The following is a 19,118-nucleotide window of genomic DNA, read 5'->3' on the forward strand; positions in this document are numbered from 1 at the left end:
CGTTCGCTGCGCTCACTGGACTCGCAAAAGCTACGCTTTTGCTCGCCGGTTAGCTTAATCGTTATGTGGGCAAAAATGGAGAGTAATCTATGCATGGATTTCGCGCACTAAGACATCCTCGCTACTGGGCTAAATTTTTCGCAATCGCCATATGGAGCGTAGTTATCTGTACCTATATCTGGTTTTTCTCTTACCTCGGCGGCAGTGATCCCACTCCAGGGGAAAAATGAATTCAAATATCTATATCCGTGATTATTGGTGGAGTAGGTCTTAGCTATCTAGAAAAGCTTTATATAGTGCCCTATGAGAGATTTAGCTTTGAGCCTGAGTAATCCCCAGAAATTTTCCCGGAAAATCAATTAGGTAGGGCTTGAAGAGGCCTGCATGGACGGGCACGTTGGTTGTCGCCAAACAAAAACAGCGTCCCCAGCCCCATGCAGACCGTCCAATTCTTGCACGATGCCTTCGCCAAGGCACTCCTCACGATCCATGCCCGCCGTCTCGAAGCCCTGATGGCCGCGGTGGCCGCCCTGCTGCAAGGCCGCTGCCTGAACCTGACCGCGCTGGGGCGCTTCCTGCCCGGCTCTGCCTATCCCAGGCATGCCATCAAGCGGGTCGACCGCCTGCTCGGCAATCGGCAACTGCAGGCCGAGCGGGGGTTGTTCTACTGGGCCATGCTCCGCGCCCTGCTGGGCTCGCTCAAGCATCCGTCGATCCTGGTGGACTGGTCGCCGATCGATGCCGCCGGCAAGCTGTTCCTGCTGCGCGCCGCGATCCCGCTGGCCGGACGTTCGCTGCCGGTCTGCGAAGTCGTCCATCCGCACGAGGGCTGCCCGCGTTGCCAGAAACGCCTGCTCGAGGCCCTCGCGGCGATGCTGCCGGCCGGCTGCACGCCCATCCTGGTCACCGATGCCGGTTTCCGGCGGCCCTGGTTCCGGGCCGTCGAAGCCATGGGCTGGCATTACGTCGGCCGTGTGCGCAATCGCGACCTGTGCCGATTCGGCGAGCAGCCCTGGCAGCCGGTGAAAAGCCTGTACGCCCTGGCCTCGGCATCGCCTAAACGGCTCGGTTGCCTCGAGATGACGCGCTCGGCGCCTTGGTCCACCCCACTCTACGCGGTGAAGCAGGCGCCGCGGGGGCGCAAGCACCGGCGCGTCACCGGAACCGTGGCCCGGGACAAGCGCAGCCGGCAAAACGCGCAGCGCGAAAGCGAGCCCTGGCTGCTGGCCAGCAACCTGCCCGGGACGCAGTGGAATGCCGCACAGGTCGTGGCGATCTACAAGCGGCGCATGCAGGTCGAGGAAGGCTTCCGCGACCTGAAGAGCCATCGGCTGGGGTTCGGCCTGGAGCTGCATCGAAGTCGCTGCCCGCGGCGCATCGAGATCCTGCTGCTGATTGCCGTGCTGGCCAACTACGCACTGTGCCTGCTGGGCCTGCAAGCCCGGGAGGCAGGGCACGAGCGGCGCTTTCAGAGCAACAGCGTCAAGGACAGGCACGTGCTGTCGCTGTGGCGGCTGGGACTGGAGTATGCACGCACTTATGCGGGAGACATTTCCCGGGAGAGGCTGCGGGAGCTGGAGTTGGCTCTGCGGCGGGAGGTCCACCGGCAAACGCAGGAACGGGGGTGATTTTGTGGGGATCACTCAGGCTTTGAGCCTATTTTTTCGATCCTAATGATTGTATTTGGCGCTGTAGGAATCATCATAGGACTTGGAATATATGAGGGGTTCAAAGAAACTTTCGCTTGGCAGGTAGTAGGCGCGGCTTACACGATGTTTTGTTTTGCAGCTTTTGTCTACGGATTTAGCCAAGACAAACGGGAATTACCACATAACCAGTAGGTGAAGCCGACCGGTACTACTATGCTGTACTTCGCACCGGCGGCTTACCATGGCGTTAGAGCGCCCTATGATCATAGCGCATGCTCCTTCTGGCTACATTTTGGCGGCCTCAATCATGAGATGTATAGCCAGCGCTCCGGTCACTGCAAAGGCAGTGGTTGCCGCCGGAATCGTTGGCGCGTTGGCACCAGACTTCGACATGGTGTACTTCCATTTCATCGACAACAGGCAGACCCACCATCACAAGTACATCTCGCATTGGCCAATAGTTTGGTTAACCCTAGCCGCGGCCTCTGCGTTATGGTTCAGCTACGCTAGGCAGTCTAAGGCCGCCGCGCTATCGCTGGTCCTTTGCCTGGGCGGTGTGTTGCATGTTGCCCTAGACTCCTTTGTTGGAGACATCTGGTGGTTCGCCCCTTTCATCGACCAGCCGTATGCAATGTTTACGGTGCCAGCGAGATTCAAACCATGGTGGCTGAGCTTTATCCTGCATTGGTCGTTTGCAGTGGAGCTGGCCATCTGCATATGGGCGCTTCTTACATACCGGGGGCGCTCTAACCCTTCGCTGCAGGCGCGACGGCCCTGACGGGCCGCGGCTTGAGCTCAAACGTTAGGTATCACAGCAGCTCATGGCTAAAAATACACCATCAATAGCAAAAAATATGATCAAAAGATCGTTGCTTGCCATCATTGATCCGTATCCATCTAAAGCAGAAATTGATCTGTTGTGGAAGTATTTTCAGTCTTCATGCGCCTATTGCGGAGTTGAGATTCAACGCGAATCACGTACAGGTCACATGGATCATGTTGTCTCGTCAGCGCTTGGTGGCAGCAACAGTATCTATAATCATGTTCTTTCTTGCTCTCGCTGCAATGGTGACGAAAAAAGAGAGGAGTCATGGCAGTCTTTTCTCACACGAAAAGCAACCAGCCAAAACCTACTAACAGAGCGGCACGGTAGAATTTCGCAATGGTTAGCACAGCTGCCAGCGACAGCACCCGAAATGCAGAGCATCCAACCTCAAATAGATGCCATAATTAATGGTGCGCTAAGTGACTTCGATACAGCAGTAAAAGAGCTTAGAGCCCTGCGTGCAGGTGGCACCTAACAATGCCCTTAACTATCGCTCACTTTGTTCGCTGGACAGTCAAAAGCTTCGCTTTTGCCTGCCCGTTAGCTTAATCGTTATGCGAACAACAAATGAGCTTAAGTAAAACTCAAATAGCAAAGTATTTTCTTATAGCTAATGCAGTTCTTGTAAGTGTAGGATATGGAGCACTAGCGGGCTTGGTGGCCTTTGTGTACGACTCAGGACCAGGACCGCACTTGAAAGAAGCGACAATCGCCTTCTCTATTACCTTTCTTGCACTTTCAATATTTTGGTCGCTGTTCTGTTATGGGGCCTACAAGGGCATAAAAAGCAATGTGCTATACCTCAAAGCCATTTTCTGGTTGTTTGTGGTGTGTAGCATGGTCATAGTGGTTTTTCCGGTCGGTATAATGTCGGCTGTTGCTTTGATTTACCTTTGGCGATCCATTAAGAAAGAAGAAACTACCCATGCATAACAAGTCGTTCATGGCGCTGCTCGGCCTTCTGGCCCTCTGTTCCACCGTCGAGGCGAAGCCCGATTTCACCGGACCCGACTTCAGCGGAACCTACGATTGCACTGGCGATGACAGCCACGAAGGCAAATACACCGGGACCGTGACGCTCGATCTGGTTCGCGAGCAGAGCTTCGGCCAGTACGGCGCCTACGGTTTCACACTGGAAGTGCCCGGTTACGGCATCTATCTCGGGCAGGCGGCTGCGCAGGGAACTCAGTTAGCCGTCCACTTCGCCCTGACGGATCAGAGCACCAGGGACTACGGCACAGGCATAGCGTCTTTCGCCAAAAACGACGCTGGGAAATGGACCTTCGACAAGTACTACTATGAGCCCGAATTCAAGGGCGGTAACTTCGGAACCGAAAATTGCGTACAACGCTGAAACGGGCCTGAACCTGAGTGATCCCCACAAAATCACCCCCGTTCCTGCGTTTGCCGGTGGACCTCCCGCCGCAGAGCCAACTCCAGCTCCCGCAGCCTCTCCCGGGAAATGTCTCCCGCATAAGTGCGTGCATACTCCAGTCCCAGCCGCCACAGCGACAGCACGTGCCTGTCCTTGACGCTGTTGCTCTGAAAGCGCCGCTCGTGCCCTGCCTCCCGGGCTTGCAGGCCCAGCAGGCACAGTGCGTAGTTGGCCAGCACGGCAATCAGCAGCAGGATCTCGATGCGCCGCGGGCAGCGACTTCGATGCAGCTCCAGGCCGAACCCCAGCCGATGGCTCTTCAGGTCGCGGAAGCCTTCCTCGACCTGCATGCGCCGCTTGTAGATCGCCACGACCTGTGCGGCATTCCACTGCGTCCCGGGCAGGTTGCTGGCCAGCAGCCAGGGCTCGCTTTCGCGCTGCGCGTTTTGCCGGCTGCGCTTGTCCCGGGCCACGGTTCCGGTGACGCGCCGGTGCTTGCGCCCCCGCGGCGCCTGCTTCACCGCGTAGAGTGGGGTGGACCAAGGCGCCGAGCGCGTCATCTCGAGGCAACCGAGCCGTTTAGGCGATGCCGAGGCCAGGGCGTACAGGCTTTTCACCGGCTGCCAGGGCTGCTCGCCGAATCGGCACAGGTCGCGATTGCGCACACGGCCGACGTAATGCCAGCCCATGGCTTCGACGGCCCGGAACCAGGGCCGCCGGAAACCGGCATCGGTGACCAGGATGGGCGTGCAGCCGGCCGGCAGCATCGCCGCGAGGGCCTCGAGCAGGCGTTTCTGGCAACGCGGGCAGCCCTCGTGCGGATGGACGACTTCGCAGACCGGCAGCGAACGTCCGGCCAGCGGGATCGCGGCGCGCAGCAGGAACAGCTTGCCGGCGGCATCGATCGGCGACCAGTCCACCAGGATCGACGGATGCTTGAGCGAGCCCAGCAGGGCGCGGAGCATGGCCCAGTAGAACAACCCCCGCTCGGCCTGCAGTTGCCGATTGCCGAGCAGGCGGTCGACCCGCTTGATGGCATGCCTGGGATAGGCAGAGCCGGGCAGGAAGCGCCCCAGCGCGGTCAGGTTCAGGCAGCGGCCTTGCAGCAGGGCGGCCACCGCGGCCATCAGGGCTTCGAGACGGCGGGCATGGATCGTGAGGAGTGCCTTGGCGAAGGCATCGTGCAAGAATTGGACGGTCTGCATGGGGCTGGGGACGCTGTTTTTGTTTGGCGACAACCAACGTGCCCGTCCATGCAGGCCTCTTCAAGCCCTACCTAATTGATTTTCCGGGAAAATTTCTGGGATTACTCAGGGCCTGAACCTCTTGAGCCTGTATTGAAATAACGCCTGACATCGCCTTTTCGAGCAAGGCATCGGCATTCGGCCAGAGGCGGGCTCATCTACCTCAAAAGAAAACATCCGCCGGAACACCGAAGCGCTCGGACAGCGCGCGGATATGGCGCACATTGAGGCGGCGCTTGCCGCTGAGCAGCTCGGAAACGACGGACTGTGCGCCGACCTCCGGCAGATCGGCCTGAGTCAGGCCGTGCTCCTGCATCAGGTAGCGCAGCATCTCCACGCCGCTCACCTTCGGCATGGGGCGGTGGGCTTCGTCGTAGGCTTCGATCAGATCGCCCATGTGCGAGGCCAGGGTGGCAAGGGGGTGGTCTTCGTCGTCGCCGACGATAACCAGCAACTCGTCCAGGGCTTCGACCAAGGCGTCGTAGTCGTCTTCGTTGGCCGGCCTGGTGAGCAAGGGGGCCACATAGCGCCAGTGTTCGCTGGCTTGTTTGATCAGCGCGGACATGGTTATTCCCTCCACTTACCTTGGTCGTATTCGCCATGATCCAGCACATGCTGGATATAGACCTTCTGCGCCCGGTACTGCACAACGGCGATCAGGCGAAGCTTGTTGCCGCCGATGTCGAACACATGCTGCGGCCCCACCTTGTCTGTTGCCGGAAACAGACGCCTCATCTCCGCGAAGTCCTGTGGAGCACTGGCCTTGATCAGGCGATACCAAGCCTCCAGGGCAGTGGCCGCATGCGGCCACTTGGCCTTGGCTTCCCAGATGCGTTTCTGAGTAATGACGTGCATATCGAGCGGTTTATCGCATTTTGCTATTGGCTGCAGGGTAACGCAGCAGCCTGAATATAGCAAATTGCGATAATCCTGGATTCAGCCTGAGATGCCGCTGGCTTATCGACAACACTTCGGATGACTCTCGGACCGAGCTGCAGGGGCTCAAATGAGGATGCTTGGCTTCGTGCGATTGCCCTGGTTTCGGATCCCATGAATCGCCCAGCTATCCTCTGAACAGCGAAGGCGAGCCGTTCCGGCAGCCTTCATCCGTCACTGCCCGTCATCGGAGGAAGCAACTCATGGAGCGGTTCGTACAGACCAACGGCATCCAATTGCACTGTCTGGATCACCCCGGCGGCGAGCCGCCGCTGCTGCTGATGCCTGGCCTGACCGCCAATGCCCATGCCTTCGACGGTCTGATCGCGGCGGGGCTGAGTCCGGCGCTGCGGGTGCTGGCCGTGGATCTGCGCGGGCGCGGGCTGAGCGACAAGCCGGAGCGCGGCTACGGCATGGCCGAGCATGCCGCCGACGTGGTCGGCCTGCTGGATGCGCTGGGCCTGGAGCGGGTGGTGCTGGGCGGGCATTCGTTCGGCGGCCTGCTGGCCCTGTACATGGCGGCGCATTACCCGGAGCGGGTCGCCCGGCTGGTGGTACTCGATGCGGCCTGTTCCTTCCATCCGCAGGTGCGCGAGCTGATCCAGCCGTCCCTGGACCGGCTGGGCACGGTGCATCCTTCGTGGGAGGCGTTTCTGGCGACCATCAAGCGGATGCCGTTCTACGCGAACTGGTGGGACCCGGCCATCGAGAGCGCCTACCGCGCCGACGTGGAAACCCGCGCCGACGGCACGCTCAGGCCGCGCTCGCGTCCCGAGGCGATCGGCGAAGCGATGGACAGGCTGCTCGCCGAGGACTGGCCGGGCCATCTGGCCGCGGTCCGCCAGCCGATGCTGCTGGTCAACGCTCCGGGCGCCTACGGGCCGCCGGGCACGCCGCCGGTGCTGCCGCGCGAGCAGGCGCTGGAGACGGTCGCGGCGGTCGCCGACGGGCGCTACGTCGAGGTGCCCGGCAACCACATGACCATGCTCTTCGGGGAGGGCGCCGCGCGGACGGTCGAGGCGATTCTGGATTTCGTGCGCTCATAGCCGAGCCCCGGGCGTAGGGTGGAAAAGCGCGGTGCGCGTTTTCCACCCTACGCAGGGAGCGGGGGCTTTACGGCAGAGGTTTTACAGGGCGAAGGGCAGGGCGACCTGGACGTGGCGGCGCGCCTGCAGGCGGCAGCGGAACACTTCGGGGTCGTGGATCAGCACCTGCTGGCCGGCGAAGGCCTGGGCGGCGATCAGCCGGGACAGCCAGAAGCGCAGGCAGGCGATGCGCAGCATGGCCGGCCAGAGTTCGGCCTCGCCGGCGCGGAACGGGCGCTTGGCCGAATAGGCGGCGAGCATGGCCTGGGTGAGCTGCGGGTCGAGGCTGCCGTCTTCCCTGGAGCACCAGTCGTTCACGGCGATCGCCAGGTCGTAGAGCATCGGGCCGGAGAAGGCGTTGTAGAAGTCGATCACCCCGGTCAGGTGCGCACCGTCGAACAGCACGTTGTCGCGGAACAGGTCGGCGTGCAGGTTGGCCGAGGGCAGGGCGAGCAGGCGGGCCTTCAGCCGGGCGACCTCGGCCAGCGCCTCGCGCAGCAGCGGCAGTTGCTCGTCCGGCAGCTGCAGGGCGAGTTCCGGGCCCTTCTCCAGCATCCATTCGAATCCGCGGTCGCTGGGCCGCGGCAGCGGGTTCTTGCAGGTCGCCAGGTGCAGGCCGGCGAGCAGGGTGCCGACCTCGCGGCAGTGGTGCGCGTTGGGCTCCTGCACGTGCTTGCCGGGCAGCCGCGGCTGCAGCAGCGCCGGCTTCTCGGCCAGCTTGCGCAAGGCTTTGCCGTCCGTGGTGCGCAGGGCGTAGGGCACCGGCAGGTCGGCCGCGTGCAGCACGTCGAGCAGGTCGATGAAGAACGACAGATCGCCCAGCGGGCCGCGTTCGACCAGGGTCAGGACGTATTCGCCCCGTTCCAGGGTGACGAAGAAGTTGCTGTTCTCGCTGCCTTCGGCAATGCCCTGGAAATCCAGCAGCCGGCCGAGCCCGTAAGGCGCGACGAAGGTTTCCAGCTCGTGGCGTTCGAGAGGGGTAAAGACCGACATGTTCAGAGGGACTCGCTTACCATTTGAAGATTTCCCAGGCGGGGATCCGCATGGTCGGCTCGTCGGAACGGACAAAGTTGGCGTCGTTACCGTCGGAGCGTACCAGGAAGTAGGGTTTGCCGAATTTCGGGGTGACCTTGACGGCATAGAGGAACCCATTGACGCGGTACTCCTCGATGGTCTTGTCGCCTTCCTTGCGGATGGTCACGTCCGGCTCGCCGGACGGCGCATCCTGGGCGAAGACGCCGACCGCGCCGAACGCCAGCAGACCGGCCAGCAGCAGGCGAGGGAAGGTGTGCATGATAACCTTGTCCTTTCGTCGTCGATTGTCCCGTCATTCTAGCGCCGCACCCGCGGAAAAGGTTGATTCTTCGTCATGGCCCAGACCCCCTCGTCCTGGTGGACGGCTCCTCCTACCTGTACCGCGCCTTCCACGCGCTGCCGCCGCTGACCACCTCCAGCGGCCTGCCCACCGGGGCGGTGAAGGGCGTGCTGAACATGCTGCTCAGCCTGCGCAAGCAGTATCCGGACAGCCCCTTCGCGGTGGTGTTCGACGCCAAGGGACCGACCTTCCGCGACGAACTGTTCGAGCACTACAAGTCGCACCGCCCGCCGATGCCCGACGACCTGCGGGTGCAGATCGAACCGCTGCACGCCTGCGTGCGGGCGCTGGGCCTGCCGCTGCTGTGCATCGAGGGGGTGGAGGCCGACGACGTGATCGGCACCCTGGCCTGCTCGAGCGCCACGGCAGGCCGCCCGGTGGTGATCTCCACCGGCGACAAGGACATGGCGCAACTGGTCGACGGCCACATCAGCCTGGTCAACACCATGACCGGCAGCCGGCTGGACCGCGCCGGGGTGGTGGAGAAGTTCGGCATCGGCCCAGAGCTGATCGTCGACTACCTGGCGCTAATGGGCGACAAGGTGGACAACATCCCCGGCGTGCCGGGGGTCGGCGAGAAGACCGCGCTCGGCCTGCTGCAGGGCCTGGGCGGCGGCCTCGACACCATCTATGCCAGCCTCGACCGGGTGGCGGAACTGCCGATCCGCGGCGCCAAGTCGCTGGCCGCCAAGCTCGAGGAACACCGCGAGATGGCCTACCTGTCCTACCAGCTGGCGACCATCAAGACCGACGTGGCGCTGGACATCGAGGTCGAGGCGCTGCACCCGGCGGCGGCGGACCGCGAGGCGCTGATCGAGCTGTACCGCGAACTGGAGTTCAAGAACTGGCTGGACGAGCTGCTGCGCGAGGCCCACGCCGCCGGTGCCGGCAGTCCCGCGGCGGACCCGGCGGCGCCCGGGGCGCACTACGAGACCGTGCTTGACCGGGAGCGCTTCGCCGCCTGGCTGGACAAGCTCGGGCAGGCCGCGCTGATCGCCTTCGACAGCGAAACCACCAGCCTGGACGCCCAGCAGGCGGAACTGGTCGGCCTGTCCTTCGCCGTCGCTCCCCATGAGGCGGCCTACATTCCGCTGGCGCACCGCTACATGGGCGTGCCCGAGCAGCTCGACCGCGACACGGTGCTGGCCGCGCTCAAGCCGCTGCTGGAGGACCCGGCCAGGGCCAAGGTCGGCCAGCACGCCAAGTACGACATGAACGTGCTGGCGCACTACGGCATCGAGGTGCGCGGCGTGGACTACGACACCATGCTGGAATCCTACGTGCTGGACTCCACGGCGACCCGTCACGACATGGACAGCCTGGCGCTGAAGTACCTCGGCCACGGCACCATCCGCTTCGAGGACATCGCCGGCAAGGGCGCCAAGCAGCTGACCTTCGACCAGATCGCCCTGGAACAGGCCGGCCCCTATGCGGCCGAGGACGCCGACGTGACCCTGCGCCTGCACCAGTGCCTGTGGCCGAAGCTCGAAGAGGTGCCGGGGCTGGCGAAGGTGCTGAAAGAGATCGAGATGCCGCTGGTGCCGGTGCTGGCGCGCATCGAGCGCCACGGCGCGCTGGTCGACGCCAAGCTGCTTGGCGAGCAGAGCCTGGAACTGGGCGGGCAGCTGCAGCAGCTGGAGCGCGAGGCCCATGAGCTGGCCGGCGAGGCCTTCAACCTGGCCTCGCCCAAGCAGCTCTGCGCCATTCTCTACGAAAAGCTCGGCCTGCCGGTCCTGTCCAAGACCGCCAAGGGCCAGCCGTCCACCGCCGAGAGCGTGCTCGCCGAGCTGGCCGAGCAGGGCTATCCGCTGCCCCAGGTGATCATGCAGCACCGCAGCCTGAGCAAGCTCAAGGGCACCTACACCGACAAGCTGCCGCAGCAGATCAACCCGCGTACCGGACGCATCCACACCAGCTACCACCAGGCGGTGACCGCCACCGGGCGGCTGTCCTCCTCGGACCCGAACCTGCAGAACATCCCGATCCGCACCCCCGAGGGCCGGCGTATCCGCCAGGCCTTCGTCGCGCCCGAGGGCTACCGGCTGGTGGCCGCCGACTATTCGCAGATCGAGCTGCGCATCATGGCCCACCTGGCCCAGGATGCGAGCCTCCTGCACGCCTTCCAGAACGACCTGGACGTGCACCGGGCGACCGCCGCCGAGGTGTTCGGCGTCGCCCCGGAGGTGGTCAGCGCGGACCAGCGGCGCAGCGCCAAGGCGATCAACTTCGGGCTGATCTACGGCATGAGCGCCTTCGGCCTGGCCAAGCAGATCGGCGTCGAGCGCAAGGAGGCGCAGGCCTACATCGACCGCTACTTCGCCCGCTATCCCGGCGTGCTCGCCTACATGGAGCGCACCCGGGCGCAGGCCGCCGAGCAGGGCTACGTGGAAACCCTGTTCGGCCGCCGCCTGTACCTGCCGGAAATCCAGTCGAAGAACGGCGCCCTGCGCAAGGCCGCCGAGCGCACCGCGATCAACGCACCGATGCAGGGCAGCGCGGCGGACATCATCAAACGCGCCATGGTGGCGGTGGACGCCTGGCTGCTGGAGAGCGGGCTGGATGCGCGGATGATTTTGCAGGTGCACGACGAACTGGTGCTGGAGGTGCGCGAGGATCAGGTCGAGGCGCTCAAGGCCGGCCTGCTGCCGCGCATGAGCGGCGCCGCCGCTCTGGACGTGCCGCTGCTGGTGGAAGCCGGGGTGGGCGGCAACTGGGACGAGGCGCACTGAGCGAGTCGCGGGAAACCCTTCGAGAAAGCGGAATTTCTCCCTGAGAAGCTGCATTTTCAACTGAAAATGTTTTGCGATACGGCTGAACTTTTGGAGCGATCGTACAGTCAGACCGGTACGACTGGCTGAAAAGCCTTTCGATGCTCCTTGTTGTGTTAAGTGTTGGCAGATATTCGGACTCCCAGCGAGTCCGAAGTTGGACCCCGAACTTCTTCCTCCCCCACATGAAGTTCGGGGTTTTTTTTGGTCCGCTGTCTGTTTCTGCAGCAGCGTGCTGGCGGGCGATAGGGGGCGGCGGAAGGACAGAAACCGCGAACGCGCCGGTACGGCCCCGATTGCGCGGGAGAAGCCGACGGCGTGACATTGAGCTGAGGAGGTAAGGGTGGCTCTCCCGCCGCTTCGATCGCCAGGGGGAGGCAGGGGAGCGGGAGAGCCAGACGCGCTGCGGCCCGGTCGGAGGTCCGGGCCGCGAAACTCTTAACGGATGAAGCGCATGCTGTCGCTGGCGTCGGCCAGGGCAGTGGTCTTGGGCTTCTTCGGATACGGACGGTTGCCGCGGATCTCGACCTTGTCGCCGGCGGCGAAGACCCGGTTCGGCGAGCGCACCGTCTTCAGTTCGCCGCTGTCGGTGCGGACCACGTAGGCGCGATCGCTGCCACCGGCGGCATCCTGGGCGGAGCCGCCGAACAGCGCACCGACGCCGGCACCCACCAGAGCGCCGATCGGGCCACCGACGGCGCCGACCATCATGCCGGTCATGCCGCCCGTTGCCTTGCCGGAGGTCTGGTCGTTCACTTCCCGGACGATTTCGTCTGCGTGAACGCTACCGATGGCCAGCAGGCCGAGGGTCAGAGCCAGAGTGCCGAGCTTTTTCATGGCGGTTCCTCCGAGGAACTTTCAGTGGGCTACATCAGGGTTATTCCACGAAACATGCCAAACACATTGGCACGCAGAATCAATGACTTAGCCTCCATTACCCGGCTCGGTTCGCGACAAAATGTCACGTCACAGACAAACGCCTGTCGGAATCCCTCCAAAAAAATGAACTTTCATTGATCCACATCAAGAAATCTTAGCCGTATTCGTGCTTGCAGACCCGGCGACCGACGGGTGGAGCAGCGCAATGAGATGAACAGGGGAAGGCAGGCCGCGGGAAGGGCTTGCCTGTAACGCCCGGTCAGAGAGGGGAGCTGCGGAAGAAGCCGGACGCGCCCGGTACGGGCGCAGGGGGATGGAGCCGCCGGGAACGGCGGCTCAGTTGGGCGCGTGCAGCGCGTTGCGTTCGCCGGACGCGCCGTCGTCCTCGCGGACACGCTCGCTGAGGCCGCTGGCCTCCTGGGCCTCGCCGCCGAACAGGGCACCGACGCCCGCCCCGATCAGCATGCCGAGCGGACCGCCGATGGCGCCGACCATCATACCGTTCATGCCGCCCAGCGACTTGCCGGTGGTCTGTTCCTCGACCTCCTTGGGAGTTTCGGCGGCACGGGTGCTACCGAAGGTCAACAGGCCGAGGGTCAGGGACAAGGCCAGTGCGCCGAAGTTTTTCATGGCTGTTCCTCCGAGGAACATGTCAGGTTTCTGCTGCTTCCTGGGTCGGCACTCGGGCGGTTCGTCGGGAACAGAGGAGGGAGTGGTCGACAGGAATCGGTTGGTCGGGACGCACGGCAGGCAAAAACGCTCTTTGAAATAAAAAGTAACAATTTTATTGAACAAGAGCAATGCAAGGCCGGCGAATGCCTGCCTTCGTATCGCCAGCGACACCTTATGGAGCCTCGCGAAGCCCCGTCATACACGGCTTGCAGCTTATTATGCAGAAGACGTACCGCATAAAAACAGGGGAGATCGGCGACGGCCCACACCCATCGGAAAGAACGCACGCCCCGGCAAAGCGCAGTAAAATCCTCCGCCCTTTTTTCGCCCCCGCGAGTCGCTGCGCCATGACCGCTTCCGTCTTCCGTCCCGAACTGCTGTCCCCCGCCGGCACCCTCAAGTCCATGCGCTACGCCTTCGCCTACGGCGCCGATGCGGTGTACGCCGGACAACCGCGCTACAGCCTGCGGGTGCGCAACAACGAGTTCGACCACGCGCACCTGGCGCTCGGCATCGCGGAGGCCCATGCCCAGGGCAAGCAGTTCTACGTGGTGGTCAACATCGCCCCGCACAACGCCAAGCTGAAGACCTTCCTCAAGGACCTGCAGCCGGTGATCGACATGCAGCCGGACGCGCTGATTATGTCCGACCCCGGACTGATCATGCTGGTGCGCGAGCACTTCCCGGAAATGGCCATCCACCTCTCGGTGCAGGCCAACGCGGTGAACTGGGCCAGCGTGGAATTCTGGCGCCGCCAGGGACTGACCCGGACGATCCTTTCCCGCGAGCTGTCGCTGGAGGAGATCGGCGAGATGCGCGAGCAGGTGCCGGGGATGGAACTGGAGGTGTTCGTTCACGGTGCGCTGTGCATGGCCTATTCCGGCCGCTGCCTGCTGTCCGGCTACATCAATCACCGCGATCCCAACCAGGGCACCTGCACCAACGCCTGCCGCTGGGAGTACAAGGCCCACGAAGGCAAGGAGGACGAGCTGGGCAACATCGTCCACGTCCAGGAGCCGGTCCCGGTGCCGCCGGTCGAGCCGACCCTCGGCAGCGGCGCGCCCACCGAGCGGCTGATGCTGCTCGAGGAGAGCAAGCGGCCGGGCGAGTACATGGAAGCCTTCGAGGACGAACACGGCACCTACATCATGAACTCCAAGGACCTGCGCGCCGTGCAGCATGTCGAGCGGCTGGTGCAGATGGGCGTGCATTCGCTGAAGATCGAGGGCCGCACCAAGAGCCACTACTACGTGGCGCGCACCGCCCAGGTGTATCGCAAGGCGATCGACGACGCGGTGGCCGGCCGGCCGTTCGACCGGTCCTTGATGGATACCCTGGAGTCGCTGGCCCATCGCGGCTACACCGAGGGCTTCCTGCGCCGCCACGTGCACGACGAGTATCAGAACTACGGCTACGGCTATTCGCTGTCCGAACGCCAGCAGTTCGTCGGCGAGCTGACCGGCGAGCGCCGCAACGGCCTGGCCGAGGTGCAGGTGAAGAACCGTTTCGCCTTGGGCGACCGCCTTGAGCTGATGACCCCCCAGGGCAACCTGAACTTCCGTCTGGAGGCCCTGGAGAACAAGCGCGGCGAGCGCGCCGAGGTGGCCCCGGGCGACGGCCACACCCTCTACCTGCCGGTGCCCGAGGGAGTGGACCTCGCTCATGCCCTGCTGATGCGCGAGCTGGACGGCACCACCACCCGCGGCTGAGTCAGTCGCAGACTGCGCAGGCCAGCTGCGCGGTCTGCTCGCGCAACTGATCCGTCAGGGTCGCCGCCTCCACCGGCCGGCCGATCAGGTAACCCTGGATCTCGTCGCAACCGTGCTCGCGCAGGAACTCCAGCTGCGCCGGCTCTTCGACCCCCTCGGCGACCACCTCCAGGTTCAGGCTATGCGCCATGACGATGATCGCCCGGGTGATCGCCGCATCGCCGCCGCGCCCGGAGGCATCCAGGCTGCGGATGAAGGTCTGGTCGATCTTCACCACATCGACCGGCAGGTGCTTGAGGTAGCCGAGCGACGAATAACCGGTGCCGAAATCGTCGATCGCCAGACGCACGCCCAGCGCGCGCAGCCGGCCGAACACCTCGGCCAGGTGCTCGACGTCATCCGATAGCTGGCTTTCGGTCAGCTCCAGCTCCAGCAGGTGCGCCGGCAGGCCGGTCCTCGCCAGCACGGCGCCGACCCGCTCGACGAAATCGTCTTGGCGCAGCTGGCCCATGGAAATGTTCACCGCCACGCGCAATTCGGCGACCCCCGCCTGCTGCCAGGCGCGCGCCTGGGCGCAGGCCTCGCGCAGCACGAAGTCGCCGATGGCGTCGATCTGTCCGGTTTCCTCGGCCAGGGGAATGAATTGCATCGGCGGCACCAGGCCGCGCTCCGGGTGGCGCCAGCGCACCAGCGCCTCGGCGCCCTGCAGACGGTTCGCCGCGAAATTCAGCTTCGGCTGGTAGAACACCTCCAGTTCGCCGCGCACCAGCGCCTTGTCCAGCTGCGCCTCGAGCAGCAGGCGCTCGCGGCTGCTGCTCTGCAGGCTATCGCGGTAGAACTGCAGGGTATTGCTGCCGAACTGCTTGGCATGACGCATGGCCATGGCCGCCTGGCAGAGCAGGATGGCCGGATCGCCGCCGGCCGCGGACAGCAGACCGATTCCCAGCGAAGCGCTGACTACCACCTCGTGCTCACCGACCGGCACGCCGTGGCGCAGCACGGTGAGCAGGCGGCGGCCGAGCTGCTCCAGCTCCTCCAGGGATTTGTCGCTCTCCAGCAGCACGGCGAACTCGTCGACGGCGATCCGTGCGACGGTGTCGGCCTGGCGCAGGCTGTCGCCGAGGCGCCGGGCCAGCGCGCAGATGATCTCGTCGGCGAGCTGATGACCGAGGCTCTCGTTGAGCCGCTTGAAGCGATCCAGGTTGAAGTGCAGCAACACCAGTTCGCGGCCAGGAGGCAGCGGCCGTCTGGTCAGGATCTTCAGGCGGCGCAGCAGCAGGCTGCGGTTGGCCAGGCCGGTCATCGGGTCGTGGCTGGCCAGATAGCGGCGCAGTGCCTGTTCCTCACGGCGCGCCCGCTCGCTGGCGGTGAGCGCCCGGGTGCGCTCGTCGACCCGCGCCTCCAGCGCCCGCTGTGCGTTACGCAATTCCCGCTCGACCTGCCGGCGCAGGCGTACCTCGCGGGCGAGCTCGTCGTTCAGCCGGGCGGTGGCCCGCCGCGCCTGCTTCTCGAACTCGAGCAGCGAGCTGTTCTGGAAACGCTGCAGCAGGTTGTGGCAGGTCGCCCGGTTGATCTGCCAGGCGCTGAGCACCAGGGCCGCCAGCAGGATCAGGCCGAGGATGCCCCAGCCCTGCAGCGGGCTGTGGTCGAGGCCGAGCAGGAACAGGCTGGACGGCAGCAGGGCGGGCAAGGCGAAGGCGAGGAAGGCGCCCAGGCTGGCGGCATAGGCCATGCTGGCGCAGATGGTCGCCGCCGCCAGCAGACCGTGGATCAGCGCCTGCTCCAGCGGCGTGGCCAGCGGCATGAGGAAGATGCCGATCTGGCTCAGGGTCGCCCCCGAAACCACAGCGCCGAGCAGGAAGCTGTGCCGCCAGACCGCATCGGCCTGGCGTTCCGCCGGCGTGCGGTGGAACGCCAGGATCCGCCAGACGCTCAGCCCGAGCAGCAGACCCAACCAGATCGACAGCCAGCCCAGGGTGGACAGCGAGTGCTGCTCCCAGAGCAGCACCATGCAGCTCAGGCCACCACTCAGCATCAGCAGGATCGGCAGGGGTGCGGCACGGTACAGCAGGCGGTTCAGAGCCGCCTCCATCTGAACGCCGTAGCGTTCCCTGATGCTCTCCGGCGCGATGGCCGGCGGCACGACAGAAGGAGAGAAAAGAAAGTTCATATCCATAATTCGAGTTATCGGCATCCAGTCCCAAGGTGAGCGGCCAGACATGCTCCCCCAGTGTAAGTATCACAAGGCACCCCGAGTTTGCCCCGTCTTCGCAGCGGCCGCTAGAATGCCGCGATGCGCGACGACCTATCCTTTCTGCTAAGTACCCTCAACGCCGCCCAGCGCCAGGCCGTGGCCGCTCCGCTGGGCCCATGCCTGGTGCTGGCCGGCGCCGGCTCGGGCAAGACCCGCGTGCTGGTGCACCGCATCGCCTGGCTGATCGAGGTGGAGAACGCCTCGCCCCACTCGATTCTCGCCGTGACCTTCACCAACAAGGCCGCCGCCGAGATGCGCGCGCGCATCGAGCAGTTGCTCGGCCACAGCCCGATGGGCATGTGGATCGGCACCTTCCACGGCCTGGCCCATCGCCTGCTGCGCGCCCACTGGCAGGAGGCGGGGCTGGCCGAGAACTTCCAGATCCTCGATGCCGACGACCAGCAGCGGCTGGTCAAGCGGGTGATCCGCGAGCTGGGCCTCGACGAGCAGCGCTGGCCGGCGCGCCAGGCGCAGTGGTTCATCAACGCCAAGAAGGACGAAGGCCTGCGCCCGCAGCACATCCAGCCGGGCGGCGACCTGTTCCTCGCCACCCAGCTGAAGATCTACGCGGCTTACGAGGCGGCCTGCGCCCGCGCCGGGGTGATCGACTTCGCCGAGTTGCTGCTGCGCGCCCTCGACCTGTGGCGCGACCGGCCAGGCCTGCTGGAGCACTACCAGCGGCGCTTCCGCCATGTGCTGGTCGACGAATTCCAGGACACCAACGCCGTGCAGTACGCCTGGCTGCGCCTCCTGGCACAGGGCGGCGCCAGCCTGATGGCGGTCGGCGACGACGACCAGTCGATCTACGGCTGGCGCGGCGCGCGGATCGAGAACATCCAGCAGTTCTGCCAGGACTTCCCCGCCGCCGAGACCATCCGCCTGGAGCAGAACTACCGCTCCACCGGCAGCATCCTCAAGGCCGCCAACGCGCTGATCGCCAACAACCAGGGCCGCCTCGGCAAGGAGCTGTGGACCGAGGGCGCGGACGGCGAGCCGATCGGCCTGTACGCCGCCTTCAACGAGCACGACGAGGCCCGCTACGTGGTGGAGAGCATCCGCCAGGCGCTCAAAGACGGCCTGGCGCACAGCGAGATCGCCATCCTCTACCGCTCCAACGCCCAGTCGCGGGTGCTCGAGGAAGCGTTGCTGCGGGAAAAGATCCCCTACCGCATCTACGGCGGCCAGCGCTTCTTCGAGCGCGCCGAGATCAAGAACGCGGTGGCCTACCTGCGCCTGCTCCACACCCGCCACAACGACGCGGCGCTGGAGCGGGTCATCAACCTGCCGGCCCGCGGTATCGGCGAGAAGACCGTCGAGACCCTGCGCCAGCTGGCCCGCGAGGCCGACCTCTCGCTGTGGGGCGCGCTGCACCAGGCGGTCGGCAGCAAGCTGGTCAGCGGCCGCGCCGCCAGCGCGCTGAACGCCTTCGTCGAGCTGATCGACACCCTGGCCCTGAAGGTCGAGCAGCTGCCGCTGGCGCAGACGATCCAGGTGGTGATTGAGGACTCCGGGCTGCGCGCCTACCACGGTGCGGAAAAGGGCGAGAAGGCCCAAGCCCGGGTGGAGAACCTCGAGGAGCTGGTCAGTGCCGCCCGCGCCTTCGAGAACGAGGACGAGAGCCTGCAGACCCCGCTGGCGGCGTTCCTCGACCACGCCTCGCTGGAGGCCGGCGAGCAGCAGGCCGGCGACTTCGAGGACAGCGTGCAGTTGATGACCCTACACAGCGCCAAGGGCCTGGAGTTCCCGCTGGTGTTCCTGGTCGGCATGGAGGAGGGCCTTTTTCCCCACAAAATGAGCCTGGAGGAACCCGGCCGCCTGGAGGAGGAGCGCCGCCTGGCCTACGTCGGCATCACCCGCGCCATGCAGCGCCTGGTGGTCAGCTACGCCGAGACCCGCCGGCTGTACGGCAGCGAAACCTACAACAAGATCTCGCGCTTCGTCCGCGAGCTGCCGCCGGCGCTGCTGCGCGAGGTGCGCCTGTCCAGCAGCGTCGGCCGCTCCTTCGGCACGCGCCCGGACAACAGCGCGGTGCTCGCCGGCGCCGCCGTGCCGGACACCCCCTTCGCCCTCGGCCAGCGCGTGCGCCATCCGCTGTTCGGCGAGGGCACCATCCTCAACTTCGAAGGCGCCGGCGCCCAGGCGCGGGTGCAGGTGAACTTCGAGGACGAAGGCAGCAAGTGGCTGATGCTCGGCTACGCCAAGCTGGAGGCGGTGTAGGGCGGGCACGGGGCGCGGCGACCGTTTTTGCCGCGCGCACAAAAACGGCGAGGGGGTTAGCCTCGCCGTTGTTGTCTCACTTCATCCCTGGGTTCATCATCCTGATGAAGTCGCCGCATCCTGCGACTG

17 protein-coding genes are annotated in these 19,118 nt (G+C 64.7%); 9 read left to right on the forward strand and 8 right to left on the reverse strand.

From position 1 onward, the window contains the following. Positions 1-434: 434 nt before the first annotated feature. From Atro_RS13395 to Atro_RS13415, 5 genes are all read left to right on the forward strand, one after another. Positions 435-1,628, forward strand: coding sequence for an IS4 family transposase (locus Atro_RS13395; protein WP_497922994.1), 1,194 nt, complete (start codon positions 435-437; stop codon positions 1,626-1,628). A gap of 280 nt (positions 1,629-1,908) precedes the next feature. Then, positions 1,909-2,427 carry a metal-dependent hydrolase gene (locus tag Atro_RS13400; RefSeq protein ID WP_497922996.1) on the forward strand — a complete coding sequence of 173 codons (519 nt, stop codon included), beginning with the start codon at positions 1,909-1,911 and terminating at the stop codon, positions 2,425-2,427. 43 nt (positions 2,428-2,470) lie between these two features. Beyond that, on the forward strand, positions 2,471-2,950 hold the full coding sequence (locus Atro_RS13405) for an HNH endonuclease (protein WP_497922998.1): 480 nt from the start codon (positions 2,471-2,473) through the stop codon (positions 2,948-2,950). 92 nt (positions 2,951-3,042) lie between these two features. Then, the gene (locus Atro_RS13410; RefSeq protein WP_497923000.1) at positions 3,043-3,408 is read left to right on the forward strand and encodes a hypothetical protein; all 366 of its coding nucleotides are present in this window, start codon (positions 3,043-3,045) and stop codon (positions 3,406-3,408) included. Beyond that, positions 3,401-3,829 carry a hypothetical protein gene (locus Atro_RS13415; protein WP_497923002.1) on the forward strand — a complete coding sequence of 143 codons (429 nt, stop codon included), beginning with the start codon at positions 3,401-3,403 and terminating at the stop codon, positions 3,827-3,829. Before Atro_RS13410 ends, Atro_RS13415 begins: the two co-directional genes overlap by 8 nt. 32 nt (positions 3,830-3,861) lie before the next feature. Here Atro_RS13415 and Atro_RS13420 read toward each other — a convergent pair whose 3' ends face one another. The 3 genes from Atro_RS13420 to Atro_RS13430 form a co-directional block, all read right to left on the reverse strand. Continuing rightward, positions 3,862-5,055: an IS4 family transposase gene (locus Atro_RS13420; RefSeq protein WP_497922994.1), complete on the reverse strand. Its 1,194-nt coding sequence runs from the start codon at positions 5,053-5,055 to the stop codon at positions 3,862-3,864. Between the two features lie 202 nt (positions 5,056-5,257). Continuing rightward, on the reverse strand, positions 5,258-5,659 hold the full coding sequence (locus Atro_RS13425; RefSeq protein ID WP_497923003.1) for a helix-turn-helix domain-containing protein: 402 nt from the start codon (positions 5,657-5,659) through the stop codon (positions 5,258-5,260). 2 nt (positions 5,660-5,661) lie between these two features. Beyond that, positions 5,662-5,949 carry a type II toxin-antitoxin system HigB family toxin gene (locus Atro_RS13430; RefSeq protein WP_497923008.1) on the reverse strand — a complete coding sequence of 96 codons (288 nt, stop codon included), beginning with the start codon at positions 5,947-5,949 and terminating at the stop codon, positions 5,662-5,664. Positions 5,950-6,233: 284 nt separating this feature from the next. Here Atro_RS13430 and Atro_RS13435 point away from each other — a divergent pair, with 284 nt between their 5' ends. After that, a complete protein-coding gene (locus tag Atro_RS13435) occupies positions 6,234-7,076 on the forward strand; it encodes an alpha/beta fold hydrolase (protein ID WP_497923011.1) in 843 nt (280 codons plus the stop codon). Positions 7,077-7,157: 81 nt separating this feature from the next. Here Atro_RS13435 and Atro_RS13440 read toward each other — a convergent pair whose 3' ends face one another. Together Atro_RS13440 and Atro_RS13445 are read right to left on the reverse strand one after the other, a co-directional pair. After that, entirely contained in the window at positions 7,158-8,108 is a 951-nt protein-coding gene (locus tag Atro_RS13440; protein ID WP_497923013.1) for a homoserine kinase, read from the reverse strand. Between the two features lie 16 nt (positions 8,109-8,124). Next, positions 8,125-8,409 (reverse strand): DUF2782 domain-containing protein, encoded by a 285-nt coding sequence (locus Atro_RS13445; protein ID WP_497923015.1) that lies wholly within the window; start codon positions 8,407-8,409, stop codon positions 8,125-8,127. Between the two features lie 65 nt (positions 8,410-8,474). Between Atro_RS13445 and polA the strand changes: the two genes are divergently transcribed. Next, positions 8,475-11,219 carry a DNA polymerase I gene (polA, locus tag Atro_RS13450; protein ID WP_497927681.1) on the forward strand — a complete coding sequence of 915 codons (2,745 nt, stop codon included), beginning with the start codon at positions 8,475-8,477 and terminating at the stop codon, positions 11,217-11,219. A gap of 477 nt (positions 11,220-11,696) precedes the next feature. Here the strand turns inward: polA and Atro_RS13455 are convergent, their stop codons facing one another. Both Atro_RS13455 and Atro_RS13460 read right to left on the reverse strand, forming a co-directional pair. Continuing rightward, entirely contained in the window at positions 11,697-12,095 is a 399-nt protein-coding gene (locus Atro_RS13455) for a hypothetical protein (protein WP_497923017.1), read from the reverse strand. A 378-nt stretch (positions 12,096-12,473) separates the two neighbouring features. Beyond that, complete coding sequence (locus Atro_RS13460) at positions 12,474-12,767, reverse strand: hypothetical protein (RefSeq protein ID WP_497923019.1); 294 nt, start codon at positions 12,765-12,767, stop codon at positions 12,474-12,476. Positions 12,768-13,156: 389 nt separating this feature from the next. Here Atro_RS13460 and trhP point away from each other — a divergent pair, with 389 nt between their 5' ends. Beyond that, on the forward strand, positions 13,157-14,518 hold the full coding sequence (gene trhP, locus Atro_RS13465) for a prephenate-dependent tRNA uridine(34) hydroxylase TrhP (RefSeq protein ID WP_497923021.1): 1,362 nt from the start codon (positions 13,157-13,159) through the stop codon (positions 14,516-14,518). 1 nt (position 14,519) lies between these two features. Here the strand turns inward: trhP and Atro_RS13470 are convergent, their stop codons facing one another. Further along, on the reverse strand, positions 14,520-16,688 hold the full coding sequence (locus tag Atro_RS13470) for a putative bifunctional diguanylate cyclase/phosphodiesterase (protein ID WP_497923023.1): 2,169 nt from the start codon (positions 16,686-16,688) through the stop codon (positions 14,520-14,522). Between the two features lie 123 nt (positions 16,689-16,811). Here Atro_RS13470 and uvrD point away from each other — a divergent pair, with 123 nt between their 5' ends. Then, complete coding sequence (gene uvrD, locus Atro_RS13475) at positions 16,812-18,989, forward strand: DNA helicase II (protein WP_497923025.1); 2,178 nt, start codon at positions 16,812-16,814, stop codon at positions 18,987-18,989. The last annotated feature ends 129 nt before the right edge of the window (positions 18,990-19,118 follow it).

It is taken from the genome of Azotobacter tropicalis (assembly GCF_059739045.1).

What these genes read in the sequence shown, in the direction of transcription:
- Atro_RS13440 (WP_497923013.1), bottom strand. Translation starts at nt 8,108, where the DNA reads ATGTCGGTCTTTACCCCTCTCGAACGCCACGAGCTGGAAACCTTCGTC.
- Atro_RS13425 (WP_497923003.1), bottom strand. Translation starts at nt 5,659, where the DNA reads ATGTCCGCGCTGATCAAACAAGCCAGCGAACACTGGCGCTATGTGGCC.
- Atro_RS13460 (WP_497923019.1), bottom strand. Translation starts at nt 12,767, where the DNA reads ATGAAAAACTTCGGCGCACTGGCCTTGTCCCTGACCCTCGGCCTGTTG.
- Atro_RS13405 (WP_497922998.1), top strand. Translation starts at nt 2,471, where the DNA reads ATGGCTAAAAATACACCATCAATAGCAAAAAATATGATCAAAAGATCG.
- Atro_RS13430 (WP_497923008.1), bottom strand. Translation starts at nt 5,949, where the DNA reads ATGCACGTCATTACTCAGAAACGCATCTGGGAAGCCAAGGCCAAGTGG.
- Atro_RS13455 (WP_497923017.1), bottom strand. Translation starts at nt 12,095, where the DNA reads ATGAAAAAGCTCGGCACTCTGGCTCTGACCCTCGGCCTGCTGGCCATC.
- trhP (WP_497923021.1), top strand. Translation starts at nt 13,157, where the DNA reads ATGACCGCTTCCGTCTTCCGTCCCGAACTGCTGTCCCCCGCCGGCACC.
- Atro_RS13400 (WP_497922996.1), top strand. Translation starts at nt 1,909, where the DNA reads ATGATCATAGCGCATGCTCCTTCTGGCTACATTTTGGCGGCCTCAATC.
- Atro_RS13445 (WP_497923015.1), bottom strand. Translation starts at nt 8,409, where the DNA reads ATGCACACCTTCCCTCGCCTGCTGCTGGCCGGTCTGCTGGCGTTCGGC.
- Atro_RS13435 (WP_497923011.1), top strand. Translation starts at nt 6,234, where the DNA reads ATGGAGCGGTTCGTACAGACCAACGGCATCCAATTGCACTGTCTGGAT.
- Atro_RS13395 (WP_497922994.1), top strand. Translation starts at nt 435, where the DNA reads ATGCAGACCGTCCAATTCTTGCACGATGCCTTCGCCAAGGCACTCCTC.
- Atro_RS13420 (WP_497922994.1), bottom strand. Translation starts at nt 5,055, where the DNA reads ATGCAGACCGTCCAATTCTTGCACGATGCCTTCGCCAAGGCACTCCTC.
- Atro_RS13470 (WP_497923023.1), bottom strand. Translation starts at nt 16,688, where the DNA reads ATGAACTTTCTTTTCTCTCCTTCTGTCGTGCCGCCGGCCATCGCGCCG.
- uvrD (WP_497923025.1), top strand. Translation starts at nt 16,812, where the DNA reads ATGCGCGACGACCTATCCTTTCTGCTAAGTACCCTCAACGCCGCCCAG.
- Atro_RS13410 (WP_497923000.1), top strand. Translation starts at nt 3,043, where the DNA reads ATGAGCTTAAGTAAAACTCAAATAGCAAAGTATTTTCTTATAGCTAAT.
- Atro_RS13415 (WP_497923002.1), top strand. Translation starts at nt 3,401, where the DNA reads ATGCATAACAAGTCGTTCATGGCGCTGCTCGGCCTTCTGGCCCTCTGT.